General features: G+C 64.4%; 15 protein-coding genes. 3 read left to right on the forward strand and 12 right to left on the reverse strand.

The features are described 5' to 3' along the window. The 3 genes from AC1D2L_RS23240 to AC1D2L_RS23250 all read left to right on the forward strand — a co-directional run. Positions 1-1,184, forward strand: a 1,184-nt coding sequence (locus AC1D2L_RS23240; RefSeq protein WP_476848277.1) for an MBG domain-containing protein, incomplete at its 5' end; no start/stop codon positions are given. A gap of 38 nt (positions 1,185-1,222) precedes the next feature. Beyond that, complete coding sequence (locus AC1D2L_RS23245; RefSeq protein ID WP_476848278.1) at positions 1,223-2,038, forward strand: POTRA domain-containing protein; 816 nt, start codon at positions 1,223-1,225, stop codon at positions 2,036-2,038. Between the two features lie 46 nt (positions 2,039-2,084). Continuing rightward, on the forward strand, positions 2,085-3,020 hold the full coding sequence (locus tag AC1D2L_RS23250) for a ShlB/FhaC/HecB family hemolysin secretion/activation protein (RefSeq protein WP_476848279.1): 936 nt from the start codon (positions 2,085-2,087) through the stop codon (positions 3,018-3,020). Between the two features lie 242 nt (positions 3,021-3,262). Here the strand turns inward: AC1D2L_RS23250 and AC1D2L_RS23255 are convergent, their stop codons facing one another. The 12 genes from AC1D2L_RS23255 to AC1D2L_RS23310 all read right to left on the reverse strand — a co-directional run bounded on the left by AC1D2L_RS23255 (position 3,263) and on the right by AC1D2L_RS23310 (position 21,057). Next, positions 3,263-4,411 (reverse strand): flavin-containing monooxygenase, encoded by a 1,149-nt coding sequence (locus AC1D2L_RS23255; RefSeq protein ID WP_476848280.1) that lies wholly within the window; start codon positions 4,409-4,411, stop codon positions 3,263-3,265. Positions 4,412-4,673: 262 nt separating this feature from the next. Continuing rightward, positions 4,674-5,444, reverse strand: a complete 771-nt coding sequence (locus AC1D2L_RS23260; RefSeq protein WP_476848281.1) for an acetoacetate decarboxylase — start codon at positions 5,442-5,444, stop codon at positions 4,674-4,676. Between the two features lie 61 nt (positions 5,445-5,505). Next, complete coding sequence (locus AC1D2L_RS23265; protein ID WP_476848282.1) at positions 5,506-6,669, reverse strand: patatin-like phospholipase family protein; 1,164 nt, start codon at positions 6,667-6,669, stop codon at positions 5,506-5,508. Positions 6,670-8,352: 1,683 nt separating this feature from the next. After that, complete coding sequence (locus AC1D2L_RS23270; protein ID WP_476848283.1) at positions 8,353-8,970, reverse strand: TniQ family protein; 618 nt, start codon at positions 8,968-8,970, stop codon at positions 8,353-8,355. A 203-nt stretch (positions 8,971-9,173) separates the two neighbouring features. Next, a complete protein-coding gene (gyrB, locus tag AC1D2L_RS23275; protein ID WP_476848284.1) occupies positions 9,174-11,597 on the reverse strand; it encodes a DNA topoisomerase (ATP-hydrolyzing) subunit B in 2,424 nt (807 codons plus the stop codon). A 119-nt stretch (positions 11,598-11,716) separates the two neighbouring features. Beyond that, complete coding sequence (recQ, locus tag AC1D2L_RS23280; protein ID WP_476848285.1) at positions 11,717-13,570, reverse strand: DNA helicase RecQ; 1,854 nt, start codon at positions 13,568-13,570, stop codon at positions 11,717-11,719. Positions 13,571-13,763: 193 nt separating this feature from the next. Next, positions 13,764-14,897 carry a DNA replication/repair protein RecF gene (gene recF, locus AC1D2L_RS23285; RefSeq protein WP_476848286.1) on the reverse strand — a complete coding sequence of 378 codons (1,134 nt, stop codon included), beginning with the start codon at positions 14,895-14,897 and terminating at the stop codon, positions 13,764-13,766. 5 nt (positions 14,898-14,902) lie between these two features. Beyond that, entirely contained in the window at positions 14,903-16,018 is a 1,116-nt protein-coding gene (gene dnaN, locus AC1D2L_RS23290) for a DNA polymerase III subunit beta (RefSeq protein ID WP_476848287.1), read from the reverse strand. 285 nt (positions 16,019-16,303) lie between these two features. Then, on the reverse strand, positions 16,304-17,758 hold the full coding sequence (gene dnaA, locus AC1D2L_RS23295; RefSeq protein ID WP_476848288.1) for a chromosomal replication initiator protein DnaA: 1,455 nt from the start codon (positions 17,756-17,758) through the stop codon (positions 16,304-16,306). An 869-nt stretch (positions 17,759-18,627) separates the two neighbouring features. Beyond that, the gene (rpsT, locus tag AC1D2L_RS23300) at positions 18,628-18,894 is read right to left on the reverse strand and encodes a 30S ribosomal protein S20 (protein WP_476848289.1); all 267 of its coding nucleotides are present in this window, start codon (positions 18,892-18,894) and stop codon (positions 18,628-18,630) included. A gap of 177 nt (positions 18,895-19,071) precedes the next feature. Next, positions 19,072-20,049: a threo-3-hydroxy-L-aspartate ammonia-lyase gene (locus AC1D2L_RS23305; RefSeq protein ID WP_476848290.1), complete on the reverse strand. Its 978-nt coding sequence runs from the start codon at positions 20,047-20,049 to the stop codon at positions 19,072-19,074. 234 nt (positions 20,050-20,283) lie between these two features. Then, entirely contained in the window at positions 20,284-21,057 is a 774-nt protein-coding gene (locus tag AC1D2L_RS23310) for an enoyl-CoA hydratase (protein WP_476848291.1), read from the reverse strand. Positions 21,058-21,173: the final 116 nt, after the last annotated feature.

Raw genomic sequence — 21,173 nt, forward strand, 5'->3', positions numbered from 1 at the left:
CGAACCTCGCAATCGCACCGGCGACGCTGACCGTGGCCGCCAACGCCCAGTCGAAGGTCTATGGCGAGGCCGATCCGTCCCTGACCTACAGCGCGACGGGCTACCAGCGCGGCGACACCGCGGCCGTGATCACCGGCGCGCTCGGCCGTACCGCCGGCGAAAACGTCGGCAGCTACGGCATTCTGCAGGGGACGCTGTCGGCGGGGTCCAACTACGTCGTGACATATGCGGGCGCGAACCTCGCAATCGCACCGGCGACGCTGACCGTGGCCGCCAACGCCCAGTCGAAGGTCTATGGCGAGGCCGATCCGTCCCTGACCTACAGCGCGACGGGCTACCAGCGCGGCGACACCGCGGCCGTGATCACCGGCGCGCTCGGCCGTACCGCCGGCGAAAACGTCGGCAGCTACGGCATTCTGCAGGGGACGCTGGYAGCCAGCTCCAACTATGTGATGTCGTACAGCGGCGCCAACCTGACGATCGCCACGGCAGGCCTGGTCATTACGGTGAACGACGCCACCAAGGTCTATGGCGGATCGGTCGTCGGCGCCGGCTGGACCGCAACAGGCCTGATGACTGGCGACCAGCTCGACAAGGTCGATCTGGCCAGCCCCGGCACGGCGCAGACCGCCAGTGTCGGCTCTTACGTCATGACGGCGAGCGGCGCGCAGGGCACAGGCCTCTCCAACTACGCCATCAGCTACGTCAACGGCTTCCTCCAGGTGACGCCACGGCCGCTCGCGGTGATCGCCAGCGACGCCACCATGGTCGAGGGGGCCGCAGTGCCGGCCCTGACCTGGGACATCCGCGGCGAGGCCCTGATTAATGGCGACAGCCTGACCGGCGATCTCGCCACGCGCGCGACGAGCCAGTCGGCAGCGGGCATCTACCCGATCACCCAGGGCTCGCTGACAGCCGGCGCAAACTACCGGATCGATTTCCGTGACGGGGTCCTGACCGTCGACGAGAAGCCAGCCGCCCCCCCTGCCCCTTTGTTCCAGATCCTGGATCCGCTGCACCTTCTGCTGCCCATGCCGACACTCATAGATGAAGGCGGAGAGGCCGAGAGCGACACGGTCAGCCGCTGCGTCGGCGGCGCCGTCGACGACGCTGCCTGCGATCGGGTCCCCCACCCCCACAACAAGCGATACGGGCGTTTCCTGCGCGCCGCGGAGGCAAGGTGATGCGTACGACGTCCTTCAACGGGCTGCGCAAGCCGGGCGTGCTGGCGCTGTCGGGCGCCCTGTCAGCGCTTGCCCTGGCCATTCCGGCGCATGCGCAGCAGTCGCTGGAGCGCAACCTGCCGCCTGCGCTCGCGGTCGGCACTCCCGCGCTCGATCTCGCGGCCCGGGAGGCCGTCGAGAAGGACGGCGCGCCATTCGGCGTCGATGTCCGCGGCATCCATCTCCTGGGCCTGAACGACGACGTCGCCAGCCGCCCGCAATCCGGCGTCACCGGCCGCGGACTGGAAACCGGCCCGCAATCCCTGCGCCCCGCACTGGAGCAGTTCATAGGCAAACCGCTGTCGCGCAAGCTGCTGGCCGATATCCAGGCGGAAGTCGCACGAGCGTGGCGCAAGGCGGGCCGCCCGTTCGTGTCCGTGACCGCGCCGCCGCAGGAGATCACCTCCGGCATGCTGCAGCTGCGGATCGTGCCGTTTCACGCCGGCAGCGTGAAGCTGCGCGACGGGGCTCCTGAGGACGAGCGCCTGGCGCGAGCCATACGGGCGCCGCTGGGCCAACTGATCGAAGCTGACCAGATCTCTGAGGACCTCGACTGGCTCAACCGGTTCCCCTATCGACAGGTCAATCGTGTTCGAGCCTGGTTCGAGCGTCGCCCAAACCGACCTAACCCTGGAAATCACGCGCAAGAAGCCGTCGCAGATTTTCGGAGGCTGGGCCAATACCGGCACGGGCAGCAGCGGTCGCAGCCGTTATTTCGCGGGCTTCGCGGCTGGCGTCGAGGCGCTGAACGACCTGACGCTCAGCTATCAGCTGACGACGGGCACGAACCTGCTCCGCGATCCATCGCTGGCTAAGCTCTCGGGCGATGAATGGCCGCACTATCTCAGCCAGTCCGGGCGCGTGACGATCCCGCTCGGCCACCGGCAATCCCTGGAATTCGCGCCCAATTTCGTCGCGACGAGCCAGCGCGCGCCCGACCGCATCATCACGCAACAGAACACAACTTTCGAGTTGCCGGTCACCTATCGTTCCGCGCTGTCGAATTTTTCGTCCACGCTGGCAGGCTACGGCGACCTCTATGCCGGCGTCGCCCCGCGATGGCTCGAACGCAAGACCCGCTTTTCTGGGCTGCCCGTGGCCGATGGCCATGCAAGCGTGTTCAACTTGATGCTCGGCTGGAACAACACCCGGCACTGGTCCGGCGGCGGCACGACCAGCGCCGACTTGCGCCTGGTGGTCAATCCCGGCGGCGTGACGCCTGGCAGCGCATCCGAGGTCTGGAATTCCTTCTCGAATGGCCGCGTGACAGGGATGCGCTACGCCTATGCCGCTGGCTCCATCCAGAATACCCTGCCCCTGCCCCCGATCGGCGGGCTGTCGGGCTTCGTCTGGAGTACCACCCTGTCTTGGCAGTTGGCCGGGCAGGCGCTTCCCGACACCGAGCAGATGACGCTCGGGGGCTTTTATGGCGTCCGCGGCTTCTCGCTCGACGACGGCAGCGTCGACACGGGATTTGTGCTGCGCAACGAGCTTCGCCTCCCGACCCTCTCGTTGTTGTCCAGGCTGGGGCCGGCAGTGGCGCAGGCAGGCCTGCGGGATGCGCTGACCCCGTTCCTGTTCGCCGATGTGGGTTATGGGCACAGCTTCAATTACGCGGCCCTCACCATCAACCGGCGCAAGGCGGATGTGTCGGCTGTCAGCGTCGGCGCCGGCCTCGACTATGCCCTGGCGACCAACCTGCAGATTGGCGCCATCGTCGGTGTTGCGCTCACGGAGGGACCACTTACCGACCGAGGCGCCGTAACGGCTCAGATGCGTGCCATGGCCACGTTCTGATCAGCGGCAGCTGTCAAAAGCGCCCTCGTCGAGCGCAGCATTACGCGCTGGGTCTTCCGCAGCGAGATCGCGGGGTCGCAGACCCGTCATTGCGAGGAGCACACCTCATTCCTAATGTCGGCTTTCGGACAGGCGTCAAAGTCCTGCAAATGGCGCAGGGCCGACCCATGTCGGCTATTCCGCCGGACAAGGCGTCCGGGGCCAGCGTGCGCCGCGGATGAGGTGGTCGAGTGAAGGTGCCTTCATCGCTTCTTCAAGGAAGTCGCTGCCGCCTGAGCGGCAAGCGGCGCGTCCCTTGTTATATTCGCCAAGCCTCCGGTGGCATCGTAGTTGTGTCCTACGAACCAGAGATTCGACCGATCGCTACTGGTTACTCGGTCCCGGCGAAGCGCGAAGCCCTTCGCGTCGTGCCTGACTTGATCTCCAAGCGGCTGGAGGGCGGGTCGATAACCGGTCGCGAGAACTACTGCGTCATAAGGCGATGACGATCCGTCGCTGAAGCGTACCCCCTCCCTCGTCCATTCCGCCACACCTGGCCGCAGTCGGACTTTTCCAACGCGGATTGCATTGACGAGTTCGAAGCCGATGATCGGGATCGCATCTAGCGGACCGATCGTTGAGCGCGGCAAAGGCGAAGGGCCGCGTCGTCGTTCCCCGACGGCTTGAACGCCTTTCGTCACGAGTTCCTGGACGCTTCTAGGCAACTTGCGCAGGTAGTATGACAGATACTGGATCGGTATCCCCAAGAGTTCACGCGGGACCACGTTCGCTCCTGATCGCACGGCCACATCGACCTCCCGGCCAGCCCCAGCCAACTCTGCCGCGATCTCAGCCCCGGAATTGCCTGCGCCAACCACAAGAATACGGGTGTCGGGAATGTCATCGGGGCGACGGTACTCACACGAATGCAGAACAAGTCCTGGGAACGCTGACCTACCCGCGAATGCAGGCACAGTGGGGTTCGAGACGATTCCCGTCGCCATGATAAGCCCCGCCGCCCGAGCCTCGCCTGCTCTCGTTATCAAGAGCCACTGATCCTCATCGCGAGAGATGCGCAGGACCTCGACGCCCGTCCGTAGCGGCACCTGAAATCGGCGCGCGTAATCCTGAAGATATCGAACGAAAGCCGCGCGCGTCACGAAGATCGGAGTGCGGGCCGGGAACTTGTATCCCGGCAAGTGCGACATGTGCTTGCCGGTATGAAGGGTCAGGCCGTCATAGAGACCGGCCCACACCGAACCGGCTTGTTCACCCTTCTCGAAAACAACGTGGGAAAGCCCCCTTCGAGAGAGCTCGTATGAGGCGGCGAGTCCGGCTGGGCCTCCTCCAACGATTGCAACGTCAATCTGTTGGGAGGCTGGCGAGACACTTGCGGCAGGCGTCGCATCCACCCCGCTCTCCTTGTGGAATGGTTCCAGCTTAACACGTGTTGACCAGCGCGGTCACAGAACTTTTCCACTCGAGGGTCTCGACGATAAGTTCGGCAACGTTTCTAGACATGATCGGCCTTGCTGCAGAGAGGATGCGAGACGCTCACGCGAGCGCAAAGAATTCTCGTGAACGTGGATGATGTAAATGAGGCTCGCACCGCCGCGGCCAAGAGCGTCCGGTCCGCGGTCGGCGGGAAAGGGCCGCTTCCCCCAATACGGTGCTTCACCCGGTCGCTTCACCTGCTGCCAGATAATCGAAGACCACCTCGCCGAGGCCCAGCGTCAGGTCGGCGATGTAGTGGCTGGCGGAGAGGACCTCGTGGACCGGCAACCGCGCCACATCGCACATCGCGTGCTCGAAGAGCTGCAGGGCGGCGGGGCCGGACCAGGCGCCCTTCAGCGTTACGTCCTCCATGTAGTAGCGTACGAGCTCGCAGATGCGCGGCGAGCCGTCGACATGGGGAATGATCTTGATCATGAAGGCGGGCTTGCTCATCGCCTTGGCCAGCGGCGCCAGATCGAGCTCGCGATGCTTGTAGCCCATGGTGGCGCTCACGCAGAGGACCGAGCCGTAATGCAGGGTGCCGACCAGCGTCTCCTGCTCATGCGTCAGCTTCGGCGTCGCCAGCTTTTTCGGAAAGCCCCAGATCTCGCGCCCGCCGGCAATGGGTGAATTATCGTCGAGATACATGGCGTGGACGTAGCCCCCCTCCTGCACCTCGCCCGAAGCGGTGGTGAAGCGAACTGGGATGACCTGCCCGGTCTCGGTATAGTCGCCGAACCCGGTCGAATCCGGCATGCGGATGAACTCATAAGCGACGGTGTCGCCGACGATCTCCAACGGTTCGGGCACCAGCGCGCGCATCCGTTCCGGATCGGTCCGGTAGTTGATGACGACGAATTCGCGATTGTAGAACTTGTAGGGCGGCTTCGGATAAGCGGGGTTGTTCAACAGCATCGCGAAAGCATTGGCGCACACATCGGCAATCTTCATGAGCCTGTGTCCTCGTTGTTCGGCAGCTAACGGGAGTGTGTTGAGAGAGAGCGATTGGCCGCTACGGGCGGCTCGGCTGCTCCAGCTCCGCCAGATCGAAGGTGGCGACGCCATCGGGGGCGTCCGCCGGCCGCAGCACCTCTGGATGGCGAAGGGTCAGGGTTGCATCCGCGTAGCCCGACGCCCAGTGCTCCTCCATGGTCGTGCGCGAGAACTCGTAGTCCTTGGAAGCGCCTTCATAGCTCTTCGAGCGGTAGATCAGATGGACGATGTTGTAGATCTTCTCGTCCGCCTCGGCGATCAAGCCGAGCACGTCGGGGTCGGCGCTGACAAGCGCCGATTTCGGGACCTGTTTGATGAGATGGCCCAGTGCCCGCCTCAGGCTCTGGTTTTTCCGGAATTGATCGGTCGCGGCACGGGTTCGACTCGAGAAGCGGATGTCCTTCAGGCGCGAGTCCTGGCTGGTGAGATCCCCCGGAAACGCCCCCTTCGCGCTCCACAGATCGACCTGAAAAGCCAGAGTGTCCCGGCGAGGCCGGCTTTCCAGCACCCATTGCAGTGGGGTGTTTGAAACCAGCCCACCATCCCAGTAATGCTCGCCATCGATCTCGACCGCCGGGAAGCCCGGCGGGAGTGCGCCGCTGGCCATCACATGCTCCGCCGCGATGGTGTGCGTCGTCGTATCGAAATAGGCGAAATTGCCGGTCCTCACATTCACGGCCCCGACACTGAAGCGCATTGGGCCGGCGTTGATGCGATCGAAATCGACCAGCCGTTCGAGGGTCGCCTTGAGAGGGCGGACATCGTAGAAACTCTCGGCTGCCGGGCTGCCGGGAGCCGACAGGAAGGGCGGAACGGGGCGTGGGCTGAAGAAGTCGGGCGCACCGCCCATCAGCGTGGCGAAGGCCTGCGTCTGGTTGAGCCAGCCATGGGCGAGGTCGTTGCTCACGGCCATCGCGCCGATCATCGACGAGATCATGGCGGGGAGCCCCGGAGGAGGCGCGGTCACCGCTTCCCAGAACGCCTGCAGCGCCTCCACCCGCTTCTCAGGGGGATTGCCCGCGATCAGGGCGGAGTTGATGGCGCCGATCGAAATTCCCGCCACCCAGTCGGGGTGCAGATCGGCCTCGGCGAGCGCCTGATACACTCCGGCCTGATACGATCCGAGTGCTCCACCGCCTTGGAGCAATAGCGCGATCCGTTCGAACGGCGGACGATTGGTCATGGGAAGCACCCTGTCGACAGCAGACGCCGGTGGGCTCACCTGACGCGACGGAGAGCCTATTATCAACCCGCATCGTTGAGCTAAGGACGCACGGTAGTGCTGTGGCCGAATTCGTAGGGCTTGAACAACGCCATTTGGACCCCGCCGCTCGCATTCATACGTGCGGTGTTGCCGACGCTAAGGTTGCGCAGCACACGTTCTGTGCCCGCTGAGCATGACACCGCACACGCACACCGCCACCAGGGCCGAGCCCGGCTTCGCTGGCAAATTTAAACTGAGCCGCCCGGAAGCGGACCTTGCCAGCGACTGCAACGGGCCATCCCTTTCCTTTTGCCCGCACTCAGGCTGTGAAGGCCGGCGGCGCTGGGAAAGGAGGACGGCCGCAACTGGTCGAGACAGTACCGACGCCTTCTAATGGAATTCGTTGTGATCTAGAAACGTGCTTCGCCAACTCTGTGCTTCAGGTAATTTTCCGAACAGGTCAGTCCAGCTCCAGTATGCAGTGAAATCGGGGTGTGCTCTCGGTATAATAGGAGATAATTTCGATTCCAAGAACGACTTCTCCAAAGTGTCGCCGCGGGTTTTCAAAAACCTCGAAATAAAAACTGTCGGAACATAGCTGCGCTTGAAATTCCGAACGCTCTCGATGCTAATATATTTGAAAGGCCGAACGGAATTAAATTGAAGTTCCTCCAGGAAGCCGCGGTCGATAATCTCTTTCATCTCCCTTTGTTACAATATAGTGGAGGCGGCCGCGTGACGCCTCTGTATGCCGCCAAGGCTAGATCGGTACTGATTAGAACACTTGAGAATATCGTTCCAGGAAATCCCTATGATATCAAGTCATACCTTTTTTCGTAATGACACTTGGGTGTTATTCCAGAATATAAGATCGATTGAATGACTTTGATCAATTGTATATCGAAGCCGCGGCACACTTTATTGAGAGTTACAATAACTTTGTCGATCACGTTGCTTTCGATTTTGTATAGACATTTCTCTGCCAGCGTCCGAAATAGATCTTCGACGGATTGCCCGACATAAAGCCCGCCCTCTTGCTGAGGTGATTTGATGATCAGGCCGCAGCTCGCGAAATCGTTCAAAAAGCGCGGCAAAATGCCAAAAATTTCATAAATCTCAATTACGCTCAGATAGAATTACCGACTTGAGCGGCGGTAAGCTATATTATCGCGACGTGCTTTCTCTCTTGAGAGATCATCTATATCGATAAAAAGGTATTCATTTCCGGTTTTCCCGATCTTCAGGTGCCCTCCAACCTTATTTTGGTGAAACAGTTTCCTTACAGTGTGATGAGTGACATTTAGCAGGTGTGCCGCAGCAACCTGAGTTACGAATTTCTGTGGGCTCGTTGCAGGCTTTTGAGCTGAGGCTGATGATGGTCCCCGAGTGGGCCCTCGCCCAGCTGCAAAAAAATTACGTCCCGAAGAATGCCGGCATGAGCAGAAGAGATTCGGCCTTGACCTGCAATCTGGTCAAATACTCGAAATATCTGATTGGACCCCTGGAGATCAGGGGAGCTTGCTCGGCGTTCTACAATGGCACCAAATTCATTTGGCCAGTCTGTCAGCGCGTGCTCTGCGCCCTCCAGAGTCTTAAGGCGAGAAGTGGATCGCCCTTCGTTCGAAAGTGATTTGGTGATGGCGCCAACGCAGTGAATAATATTCAGAGCCTCACTCGATGTCGGATTCCGAAAGGTTCATTCAAGTCGGGGTCTATCATAAGAGTTTCATGACTCATTGATTTCGCTACGAAGACAGGCAGCGTCAATTCACTATTGGACGCCTTAATGGAAGGGCTTTGGCTGAATACAAACGAGCAATTTTTATTTCCGCAGCGATCCAAATGAGAACGCTTCCATGTTACGGCGTGCCCGCATTGCGGGCATTGCGAAAGTAATTTGACCCCGTGGCATGGGCAGGCATTCCAAAAAACGAGATCCCATTCCGCGGGAATAAGTTTGGCCTTCTTCAAGCAAGCTTGGCAGACGCGCGCGCTCGAGACGTCGAGGAACCCTTGAGGGACGTCTGTACCCCGAACGCCTAGTCGCACATATCCGCTACCGCGACGCGGAGCGACCAGGGGCTCGAAGTAATCGCGCGTAACTCCTGCGGCTTCTGCGAGATTGGCTATAACTTCCGCTCGCGGCCGAATGGGCGCGAGATATTCGACCATACTGAGAACGGCTGCTGCATTCAGATATCGATTGGCCTCAGCAGCTCGTAACGCCCAACCCCACAATCCTTCGCGCGGGTCCGGGCAGACACGGACGGGCAATCGCATTTAAATCTCCAGCGTCCCTGCTTGCCCCTACACTGTTGTTAAAGCTCAGCAATCCGCCGTGCTGCGGTGCCGATCGCGCCGGTTTGCGCGCGCCGTCGACCGGGCGTCCCAGCCGCAGGCACATACGATTTGATTTGGTTTACCAGTCTCGCTTTTTGGTGTCCGATTCTCATTTATTGGTTGCCGGACCAGCGCCCTCCCCGTCAGGTATCGACGGTCGCGTTGAGGGCGTTGGTCTGGATGAACTCGCGGCGGGGCTCCACCACGTCGCCCATCAGCTTGACGAAGAGATCGTCGGCCTCGTCGTTCTGGTCGTTCTTGACGCGCAGCAGCGAGCGCGCGTCGCGGTCGAGCGTCGTCTCCCAGAGCTGGTCGGGGTTCATCTCACCCAGTCCTTTGTAGCGCTGCAGCGAAACGCCCTTCTTGCCGATCGCGGTGACGGCCTCGAACAGGTCCGTCGGGCCGTTGACGATGTGGTCGTCGCCCTTGCGGCTGAGCACGCCGGGCTTGGCATAGGCTTCCTGGAGCGAGGCCGCCGCGCCGTCCAGCCTGCGTGCGTCAGCGCTGGCGAGCAGGCCGGCATCGATCGCCGCGACCTGCTTGACGCCGCGCACCACGCGCGAGAACAGGAAGCCGCCCTCACTGACGGTGCCTTCCCAGCCCCGCTCGAGTTCGTCCGAGATCGCGTCGAGACGCTTGGCGACATAGGCCGCCGCTTCGGTGGCAACGCCCTCGTTCCCCTCCGGGAAGGGGTGCAGCGCGCCAGCGATCGCCATCTGCTCGACCACCTTGCGATTATAGCGCGAATGCAGCTGCGTCAGCGTATTCCGGATGCCGCGAGCCTCCTCGATCAGGCCGCGCAAATCGGTGCCGCCCCGCTCGGAGCCTTCGCTGGTCTTGAAGACGGCGCCATCGAGCGCGGTCTCGACCAGGTAATCCTCGAGCGCGCGCTCGTCCTTGAGATAGACATGGCTCTTGCCGCGCGCCGCCTTGTAGAGCGGCGGCTGGGCGATGAAGAGATGGCCGCGCTCGATCACCTCCGGCATCTGCCGGTAGAAGAAGGTGAGCAGCAGCGTGCGAATGTGGGAACCGTCCACGTCCGCGTCGGTCATGATGATGATCTTGTGGTAGCGCAGCTTCTCGATGTTGAACTCTTCGCGGCCGATGCCGGCGCCCAGCGCCGTGATCAGCGTGCCGACCTGCTCGGAGGAGAGCATCTTGTCGAAGCGCGCCCGCTCGACGTTCAGGATCTTGCCGCGAAGCGGCAGCACGGCCTGATATTCGCGGGCGCGGCCCTGCTTGGCGGAGCCACCGGCCGAGTCACCCTCGACGATGAACAGCTCGGACTTGGCGGGATCGCGTTCCTGGCAGTCGGCGAGCTTGCCGGGCAGCGAGGCGATGTCGAGCGCGCCCTTGCGGCGGGTCAGGTCGCGGGCCTTGCGGGCTGCCTCGCGGGCGGCGGCGGCCTCGGCGACCTTGCCGACGATCAGCTTGGCTTCCGGCGGATGCTCCTCGAGCCAGGTCGAGAGCGCCTGGTTGACGACGTTCTCGACGACGGGACGCACTTCCGAAGAGACCAGCTTGTCCTTGGTCTGCGAGGAGAACTTCGGGTCAGGCACCTTGACCGAGACGATCGCGGTCAGGCCCTCGCGGCAATCGTCGCCGGTGAGGGAGACCTTCTCCTTCTTGAGCATGCCTGAGGTCTCGGCATAGCCGGTGATCTGGCGCGTCAGCGCGGCGCGGAAGCCGGCGAGATGGGTGCCGCCGTCACGCTGCGGGATGTTGTTTGTGAAGCAGAGCACGTTCTCGTGGTAGCTGTCGTTCCACCAGAGCGCGACGTCGACGGTGATGCCGTCCTTCTCGTTGCTCAGCATCACCGGCTTCGAGATGACGGGTGTCTTGGCGCGGTCGAGATAGCGCACGAAGGCCTCGACACCGCCCTCATACATCAGCTCCTCTCGCACCACCTCGGCGTGGCGGGCGTCGGTCAGCAGGATGCGGACACCGGAATTCAGGAAGGCGAGTTCGCGCAGACGATGCTCGAGCGTCTTGTAGTCGAACTCGATCATCGTGAAGGTTTCCTGGGACGGGGTGAAGGTCACCTCCGTGCCGCGCTTGTCGCCGGCAGGTCCCACGACCGCCAGCGGCGCGACCGCGTCGCCATGGCGGAATTCCATGAAATGCTCGTTGCCACCGCGCCAGATGCGCAGCTTGAGCGAGATCGAGAGCGCGTTCACCACGGACACGCCGACGCCGTGCAGGCCGCCCGAGACCTTGTACGAGTTCTGGTCGAACTTCCCGCCGGCGTGAAGCTGGGTCATGATGACCTCGGCGGCCGAGATTCCTTCCTCGCTGTGGATATTGGTCGGAATCCCGCGGCCGTTATCGGTGACTGTGACCGAACCCTCAGCATTGAGCGTGACCGTGACGACGTCGGCATGGCCCGCCAGCGCCTCGTCGATGGCGTTGTCGACGACCTCGTAGACCATGTGATGCAGGCCCGAGCCGTCATCGGTGTCGCCGATATACATGCCGGGGCGCTTGCGCACCGCATCCAGGCCTTTGAGAACCTTGATGGAATCGGCGCCATAGGCGGCGTCTTCAAGGTCGCGGGCAGCTTCGTTCATGTCATGGTCCTTCGGCGGGCGCACTGGCGTCCACGGTCGTCTTGATTCGTACCACGAATATAGGGGTTCACTGCGGCTTTTTCACGCGTGTACGCGTGCGTGCGCGAGAGCAGCCGCCTTCAGCCGTCGAAACTGGCGATCGCCTCGATGAATGCTTCGCCGTACTGGGTCAACTTGCGCTCGCCCACGCCCTCGATCGCGCGCATCTGGTCGAGCCCCAGCGGGCGCGCGCTCGCCATCGCGATCAGGGTGCGGTCGGTGAAGATGATATAGGCCGCGACGCCCTCCTCGCGGGCGATCTGGAGCCTGAGCCGGCGCAGATGCTCGAACATGCCGGCGGTACCCTCGTCGAGCCCGTCGGCACGGGCCGCCTCGCGCCCGGTGCGACGCGCGCGGCGATCGGCGTGAGCGTCCGCGCGCAGGGCGATCGGCTCGCGCCCGAACAGGATCTCCTCGCCCTTCTGCGTCAGGCAGAAACCACCATGCTCGGCGCTGGCCTCGGCCAGGGCGCCGGCCGCGAAGAGCTTTCGCGTCAGGGACGTCCAGGCAGCCTTGGATTTGTCCTGGCCGACGCCGAAGGTCTTCAGCCCGTCATGGTTCTGGCGGCGGATGGCCTCGGTCGCCGTGCCGGTGAGGATATCCGCGAGATGGGCGGCACCGAAGCGCTGGCCCGAACGCGCGACCGCCGAGAGCAGCTTGCGCGCGTCGAGCGTGGCGTCGGTCAGCTCGGGCGCATCCGTACCGCAGAGATCGCAGCGAAAGGCCGTGTTGCCCGATTGCGCCTGGTTGTGACGGCAGGGTGGGGTCTGCTCGCCGAAATAGGCGAGCAGCGCACTGCGCCGGCAGAGCGCGGATTCGCAGAGGTCAATCATGGCATTGAGCCGCTTGTGCTCGATGCGGCGGCGCTCGTCGTCGATCGCCTTCTCGTCGATCTGGCGGCGGCGCAGCACCATGTCGTCGATGCCGTAGAGCGTCAGCGTGTCCGCCGGCAGCCCGTCGCGGCCGGCGCGGCCGATCTCCTGGTAGTAGCTCTCGATCGAGCCCGGCATGTCGGCATGGACGACGAAGCGGACATCGGGCTTGTTGATGCCCATGCCGAAGGCGATCGTGGCGCAGACGACGACGCCGTCCTCCTGCAGGAAGATGTCCTGGTTGCGGTTGCGCAGCTCCTGGTCGAGGCCGGCATGATAGGGCAGCGCGTTGTAGCCCTTTTCGCGAAGCCCCTCGGCCAGCTTCTCTGTGCGGCCACGCGAGGAACAGTAGACGATGCCGGAGCCGCCCTTGTGGCGGGTCAGGAAATCGGCGATCTGCCGGCGCGGCTGGTCCTTGGGCGCAAAGGCGAGCTTCAGGTTGGGCCGGTCGAAGGAATGCACCACCAGATGCGGCGGCTTCGGGAAGAGCTGCTGGGCGATGTCCTCGCGCGTCTGCCGGTCCGCGGTCGCGGTCAGGGCGGTGACGGGCACGCCGCCGAGCGCCTCGCGGGTCTTGGCGAGCAGGCGGTATTCGGGCCGGAAATCATGGCCCCATTGCGAGACGCAATGAGCCTCGTCGATGGCCAGCCGCGTCACGCCAAGGCGACGCAGGCGGTTGACGAGCCCCTCGCCCGCCAGGCGCTCCGGAGAGACGAAGAGCAGGCGAAGTTCGCCGGAATTGAGCTTGTCCCAGGCCTCGGCGGCCTCGGATTCGGTGTTCATCGAGTTGAGCGAGGCGGCCGCGACGCCGGCGCGCGTCAATTGCCCGACCTGGTCGCGCATCAGGGCGATCAACGGCGAGACGACGAGCGTCAGGCCCCCGGCGACGAGCGCCGGCAGCTGGTAGCACATGGACTTGCCCGAGCCGGTCGGCATCACGGCAAAGACGTCCTGCCCCGCCAGTGCGGCCTCGATCACCTCCCACTGGCCGGGACGGAAATCGTCATAGCCGAAGACGGATTTGAGGATGGCGCGGGCGTCTGATTCGTAGGGCTGCGGCATGGGACCCGGTTTGCCCGAGCCCGGCGCGAATTGCCAGCTTCAGAACAGGCCGGCGCCCAGGTGCACCAGCGATGTCAGCGCAAAAATCGCCGCATGCCCCGCGAAGCCAGGGGGCGCAGGTCGAACCACAGGAACTGGAGCGCGAGCCGCAGCAGCCAGCGAAAGAGGCGCCAGAACGCAGCGGGTGGACGCCTTAAATGGCTACAGCCCCGCCCCCGCTGACGATGAACCGCTGTGCCCCTGCGGGCAAGTCGGAAAACTGCGCCGGGTCGGCCCCGCTCATCCAGACCTGGCACCCCAGCGCGGTGAACGCGTCGTACAGGACCGCGCGCCGGCGGGGGTCGAGATGGGCGGCGATCTCGTCGAGCAGCACAAGCGGGGCGATGCCGCTCATCGAGGCCACCAGCCTCGCATGGGCCAGCACGAGACCGATCAGCAGCCCCTTCTGCTCGCCGGTCGAGCCCAGCCCTGCCGGCATGTCCTTCTGGAGATGGCGCACTTCGAGATCGGAGGCCTGCGGTCCCACCAGCGTACGGCCGGCGGCGCGATCGCGCGCACGGCCCTGATGCAGAAGCGCGCGATACTGGTCCTCGGCATCGAGCGCGGAACCCTGCCCGACCAGCCGGTCGAGCTCGCCTTCGAGCGCGAGCGTCGCCTGCGGAAAGGGCGAGGCGTCGTCGCGGGTCTCGGCCATGATGGCCGACAGGCGCGCCACGGTTTCCGCCCGCGCGGCGGCGACGGCGACGCCGAGCTCGGCCACCTCGCGCTCGACCGCATCGAGCCATTGGGCCTGGTTGGGGCTTTCGTCGAGGATGCGGTTGCGCGAGCGCAGTGCACGATCGAGCGCATTCGAGCGGGTGCCGTGGCCGGGGTCGATGGCGAGCACCAGCCGGTCGAGGAAGCGTCGCCTGTCGCCGGCAGCGCCCCTGAACAGGCCGTCGAGGTCCGGCGTCAGCCAGACCAGCCGGAGGTAGTCGCTGAAGGCGAGCGCCGAGCCCGCCGGGGCCCCGTCGATCCGCGCCAACCGCGGACGGCGCCCCTCGCCATCGCTTTCGCCGAGCCCGAGCCCAAGCCGCGTGCCGTCGTCCGCCAGCGTGATCGAGGCGGCGAAGCTGCCGGGGCCGTCTTGGCGGGCCATGTCGGAGAGATCGGCCCTGCGCAGGCCGCGCCCGGGCGCAAACAACGAGAGCGCCTCGAGGATATTGGTCTTGCCCGCGCCGTTCTCTCCGACAAGCGCAATGATTTGGCCCTCGATCGCGAGATCGAGGGCCTCATAGGAGCGGAAATCCTGGAGGATCAGGCGCGCGACAGCGGCCACGGCAGGCAATGCGCCTAGACGCGCATCGGCATCAGCACATAGAGCGCCGAGGCGCCTTCGCGATCCTGGATCACCGTCGGCGAGCCGGGGTCGGCGAGCTTCAGCAGCGCGGTATCGCCGTCGAGCTGGCTTGCAATGTCCATGAGATAGCGGGCGTTGAAGCCGATATCGAGCGGGGCCGCGTCGTAGTCGACCTCGATCTCCTCGGTCGCCGAGCCGGAATCGGGATTGGTCACCGAGAGCGTCATGCGGCCATCGGCCATGGACAGCTTTACCGCGCGGCCGCGCTCCGACGAGATCGTCGAGACGCGGTCGACCGACGCGGCGAAGTCGCCCTTGTCGACGGTGAGACGCTTGTCGTTGCCGGCCGGGATGACCCGCTGGTAATCGGGGAAGGTGCCGTCGATCAGCTTCGAGGTCAGCACGACGTCGCGCGTGGCGACGCGGATCTTGGTCGCCGACAATTCGACGGTGACCTCGGCCTCGCCATCCTCGAGCAGCTTCTGGATCTCGGCGACGGCCTTGCGCGGCACGATCACGCCCGGCATGCCGGCTGCGCCCGCCGGAGCCGCCGTGTCGACACGGGCGAGGCGGTGTCCGTCGGTGGCGACCGCGCGAAGCAGGCCGTGGCCATCGACCTCGAGGGTATGGAGATAGATGCCGTTCAGGTAGTAGCGCGTCTCCTCGGTGGAGATCGCGAACTGGGTCTTGTCGATCAGGCGCTTGAGCTCGCCCGAAGGCAGAGCGAAGCGATGGGCCATCTCGCCGGCGGTGATATCGGGGAAGTCGCTTTCAGGCAGCGTCTGCAGCTGGAAGCGCGACCGGCCGGAACGCAGCACCAGCCCGGTCTCGCCGGTGGTCTCGAGCGAGACCTGGGCGCCGTCGGGCAATTTGCGCACGATGTCGTAGAAGGTATGGGCGGGAACCGTCGTCGCGCCGGATTCGGCGACTTCGGCGGCGATCGTCTCCACGACCTCGATGTCGAGGTCCGTCGCCTTGAGCTTCAGGCCGGAATCCACGGCGCTGAGCAGGAGGTTCGAGAGGATCGGGATCGTGTTGCGGCGCTCAACCACGCGATGGACGTGGCCCAGCGACTTCAGCAGCGTGGAACGTTCGACAGTGACCTTCATATTCTCAAGTCTTCTGGCGTGATTGCGCCCGGATCTGAAGGACACGGGCAACGGAATGGCCCGCGACATTGCCGGAGGCGCGCCAGCGGCGCAAGAGCCGCCGGCCGATTGCACACGCAAACGTCCCAGCTGTCGGTTTGGCCGCGAAGCATCTCGTCATTGCGGGTGGAGCGAAGCAAGGCAGAAGGGCTCGCTCGACAGCTGCTGGATTGCTTCGCTTCGCGCGATGACGGTGAGGGCTATCTGGCGACACCCCTCACCCGGCAGCGCTTACTCCTGCAGCGCTTACTCCTGCAGCATGCGCTTGAGCAGGTCGACCTCGTCATGCAGCGAACGATCCTCGCTGATGGCCTTCTCGATCTTGCGCACGGCGTGCAGCACCGTGGTGTGATCGCGCCCGCCGAAACGACGGCCGATCTCGGGCAGCGAGCGCGGCGTCAGGGCCTTGGAGAGATACATCGCGATCTGGCGCGGCTTGACGACGGCGGCCGTGCGACGCTCCGAGAGGATGTCGGCGCGGCTGACATTGTAGCGCGTCGCAACGAGCTTCTGGATGTCCTCGATCTTGACGCGGCGCGGCTCGCGGGTGCGGACGAGATCGCGGATCGCGGCCTCGGCCGTCTCGAGCGTCACCGGCTGCCCCGACAGCGTGGCATGGGCGAGCAGGCGGTTGGCGGCGCCATCGAGATCGCGGCCATTGGTGGCGACGACGCGGGCCACATAGGACACGACGTCCGGGTTGACCTGGAAGTTGTGATGCGCGGCCTGCAGCACGTCGAGCCGGCCACCCAGGATCTTGGCGCGCAGCCCCTCGTCGAGATCGCCGACCTCGACCACGAGCCCGCCGCCGAGGCGCGAGCGGATGCGCTCGTCGAGCGCCTCGAGATCATTGGCAAGACGATCGCCGGCGACGACGATCTGCTTGCCGGCGTCGATCAGCGCATTGATCGTGTGGCCGAATTCCTGCTGGATCGACTTGCCCTGGATGAACTGGACGTCGTCGACCACGAGCAGGTCGATGCCGCGCAGCTTCTCCTTGAAGGCGAGCGCCGTCTGCGATTTCAGCGCGGCGACGAAACCGTACATGAAGCGGTCGGCGGTGAAATAGGCGACGCGCTTGCCCTGGCTGCGAGCTTCCTGCGCGATGGCCTGCAGCAGATGCGTCTTGCCCAGGCCGACGCCGGCATGGAGGTAGAGCGGGTTGTAGGGCGAGGAACCGGCGGGCGCGGCGGCAATGCGCTCGGCCGCCGCAAAGGCGAGCTGGTTGGACTTGCCGATGATGAAATTGGCGAAGGTCATGCGCCGGTCGAGCAGCGTGCCGCAGGCATCGACGAGCTCGGCGTCGGTTGTCTCGGCGAACGAGCCTGCGCGGGGCGGCGCAAAGGCGGCCACGGGAGCTGCTGGCTTGGCACCGGGTGCGGGCATGTCCCGGACCGGAACCGAGACCGTGTCACGCGAGACCTGGCGGACCGAGAGCACGACGCCGTTGGCGGCACCCAGCTCGGCCTGGCAGTTGACCTGCAGGCGCTCGGCGTAATGCGCCTCGAGCCAGCTCTTGAGGAAGCGCGTCGGCACCGTGAGGTAGGCGACCCCGTCGGTCACCGTGGCGATCTCGACGCGGGCGAACCAGCTCGAGAACACATCCTCGCCGAGCTCGGCGCGCAGGCGGCGGCGGACGCGGTCCCAGGCCTCCGGCAGCGATCCCTGCATCGGCAGTGCCTGCGTGGAATAGGGCATCATCGTGACTGCACCCTCCAGTGACTCCGGAGGCATTGTCGCAACCACTGTCTCGCCTGCGCCCATTGTCTCCCGCCGTTCAAACATTCGTCTTGCCCCATCTTCAAAAAATAGCGTGCGGTGGCGGAAGCACCGCAAAGCGGCGCCCTCGCCGGCACTGAGTGTCCGGTCGATAATAAAAAGGGCCCCCATGGGCGCAGAGGCGCCCGCGGGTCTCCTGACCCCGTTCTGTCCGATTATGTCTTGACGGCTCGCTGCAGAACGACGCCGCGCTTCATCTCAACGCACAAGACAAAGAGCTGCATCCTCCAACCCCCAGGTCGCGAGCCAAAACACCGATAATCTTTCGGAAATCCCCGGCGGACATTGCTGCCCGGCCGGCGATGAAGGGACCATACAGGGCGCCCTCGAACGGGAGCAACATGCAGGTCGCGCAGCCCGCCGGAGTCGGGCCCGGAAGCCCCCCCTCCAACTATCCCGGCGCACCCCGCAATTGACTGTGGAACTTAAGATTTTCTTTACAGCGGGGGGCCTCGGTTTCGCCCGAATCTTTTTTTCGCGGACACCAAATCAGGCCGAGGAGACTCGCGTTGAATCTCCGAGGGCAAGTCCTTTGCCCACTAAACTGATGAAAAATAAGGGCTTTCACTGCGCGGTCAAAACGCCCTTTTAGGCCGTTTTTCCGCCCCTAACCAGCCACCAGAGTCAAGCCGCCAAAGCCGTGGAAAGGCTGCAGAATCTTGCTGACATCGCGCTTAATTTGATCATTCGAACCCCGTTGCAAGCTTGCAACAGACAGGTATGCAGCCAACGAAAAACCCGGCCTCTCGGCCGGGTTCAAAGCAGTCAAATCCGATGCGCCGAGGGCGCGATCAGGAGGCCAGGGCGCTGACGCGAGCCGAGAGGCGCGAGACCTTGCGCGAGGCGGTGTTCTTGTGAACCACGCCCTTCTGGGCAGCCCGCATGATCTCAGGCTGTGCAGCCTTCAGGGCGGCGGCTGCGGCGCTCTGGTCACCGGAGGCCAGTGCCTCCTCGACCTTGCGCAGGAAGGTGCGCATGCGCGAGCGGCGCGCCTTGTTGACTTCGGTGCGGCGCACGATCTTTCGCGTGGCCTTCTTGGCCGACGTCGTATTGGCCATGGTAGTCCTCGTTTTCACTGCGCCACCCGTCTCGGCTGATCGCCTGACGGGTCGGGTCCGCAACTTTGCTGAAATGCGTTAGCGACAGCCGGTGCTTGCGCGGGCCGTCGCGAGTGGGTGGCGTATAGTCGCTCACGCAGGCCACGTCAACGCCGGAGCGCGCAACGACTCCGGATTTTAGGCGGCAGGCGCGATGAAGCGCGCAAAACTGGCGAGATCGACGTTGCCGCCGCTCAGGATGACGCCGACGCGCTTGCCCTCGACCGGAACGGCGCCTGTGAAAGCTGCCGCAGCGGCAAGGCAACCCGTCGGCTCGACCACGAGCTTCATGCGTTCCGCGAAGAAGCGCATCGCGTCGATCAGCGCGGCGTCGCTGACGGTGACGATGTCCTCCACCAGCGACTGGATGATCGGGAAGGTGAGATCGCCCAGGAAGGCGGTCTGCGCACCGTCTGCGATCGTCTTGGGCACCGAGATCGTGACGATCTTGCCTGAGCGGAAGGATTGCTGGCCGTCATTGCCGGCCTCGGGCTCGACGCCGTAGACGCGACAGGCCGGGTTCAGGGCTTTTGCGGCCAGCGCCGCCCCGGCGAGCAGGCCGCCGCCACCGAGGCAGACCAGCAGGATGTCGAGGGGGCCTGCATCCTCGATCAGCTCCTTGGTCGCCGTGCCCTGACCCGCGATGACCTCGGCATGGTCGTAGGGCGGGATCACGGTCAGGCCGCGCTCGGCCGAGAGCGTCTTGGCGATCTCGTTGCGGTCCTGGCTGTAGCGGTCATAGCGCACGATCTGCCCGCCATAGCCTTCGGTCGCCGCAACCTTCGCGGCCGGCGCGTCCTCGGGCATGATTATGGTGGTCGGCACGCCGAGCAGCTTGCCGGCATAGGCGATCGCCTGGGCGTGGTTGCCGGAGGAGTAGGTGAGGACGCCGGCCTTCTTCTGCTCGGGCGAAAGCGCGGAAATGGCGTTGTAGCCACCGCGGAACTTGAAGGCGCCCATGCGCTGCAGGTTCTCGGCCTTGAAGACCAGGCTGGCGCCGGTGCGGCGGTTGGCGGTCGCCGAGGTCAGCGCCGGGGTGTGATGGGCGACGCCCTTCAGGCGTTCGGCCGCGATCAGCACGTCGGCATAGGTAGGAAGGCTCAAAGGGGCGGTCATGGCGGCTCGATCCTGCGGCGCGTTTTACGTCGCGCTATGTGCAGGGAAAGCCGGCCTGGCTTCAAGTGACGGATCGGCGCGCCAGCCATGCGCGGCGTTGATCGATCGTGTGAGCCGGAGCAGTCACCACCCGTCATTCTCGGGCGAAGCGGAGCGCAGACCCGAGACTCTCATGACGAGAAGGCGCTGGTTTCCGAGATGGTCGGGTCAAGCCCGACCATGACGGGTCGGCCTCTACCGGTTCTTGAAGTCGGGCTTCCGCTTCTCGACGAAGGCGGTCATGCCTTCCTTCTGGTCGTGCGTGCCGAAGAGCGAGGAGAAGATGCGGCGCTCGAAGCGCAGCCCCTCGGTCAGCGTCACCTCGAAAGACCGGTTCACCGCCTCCTTGGCCATCAGCACCGACGGCAGGGACTTGGCGGCGATGGCGTCGGCCGCCTTCATCACCTCGGTCATCAGCTCCGCGAGCGGCACGATCCGCGCCACCAGTCCGGCGCGCTCGGCCTCGTTCACATCCATCATCCGGCCGGTGAGGCACAGATCCATCGCCTTGGCCTTGCCGATCGCCTTGGTCAGGCGCTGCGTGCCGCCGGCGCCGGGGATGACGCCGAGATTGATTTCGGGCTGGCCGAATTTTGCATTGTCGGCGGCGATGATGAAGTCGCACATCATCGCGAATTCGCAGCCGCCGCCGAGCGCAAAGCCCGCAACCGCCGCGATGATCGGCTTGCGACGCTGGCCGATGCGCTCCCAGGGCTCGAAACGGTCGTCGAGATAGGTCTCCGGAAACGTCCGGGACTGCATCTCCTTGATGTCGGCGCCGGCCGCAAAGGCCTTTTCGGAACCGGTCACGACCATGCAGCCGATGGCCGGGTCTTTCTCAAAGCCGTCCATGGCCTCGTTGACCTCGGCGATGAGCTGACCGTTCAGCGCATTGAGCGCCTGGGGGCGGTTGAGCGTGATGACGCCGACCTTGCCCTTAACCTCGACGAGAATGGTCTCATAAGCCATGGCGGCCTCCGCGATTGACGCTTGCTGTTGGCGTCGAGCTTTAGCGGGATGGGTTGCCGCGGTCTATGCGCAGGCGGGCCAAGCCGGTTCTGCGTCTGCGAACCGGAACCCGTCAT

The sequence above is a fragment of the Allobosea sp. P1_B10 genome, from assembly GCF_056406735.1.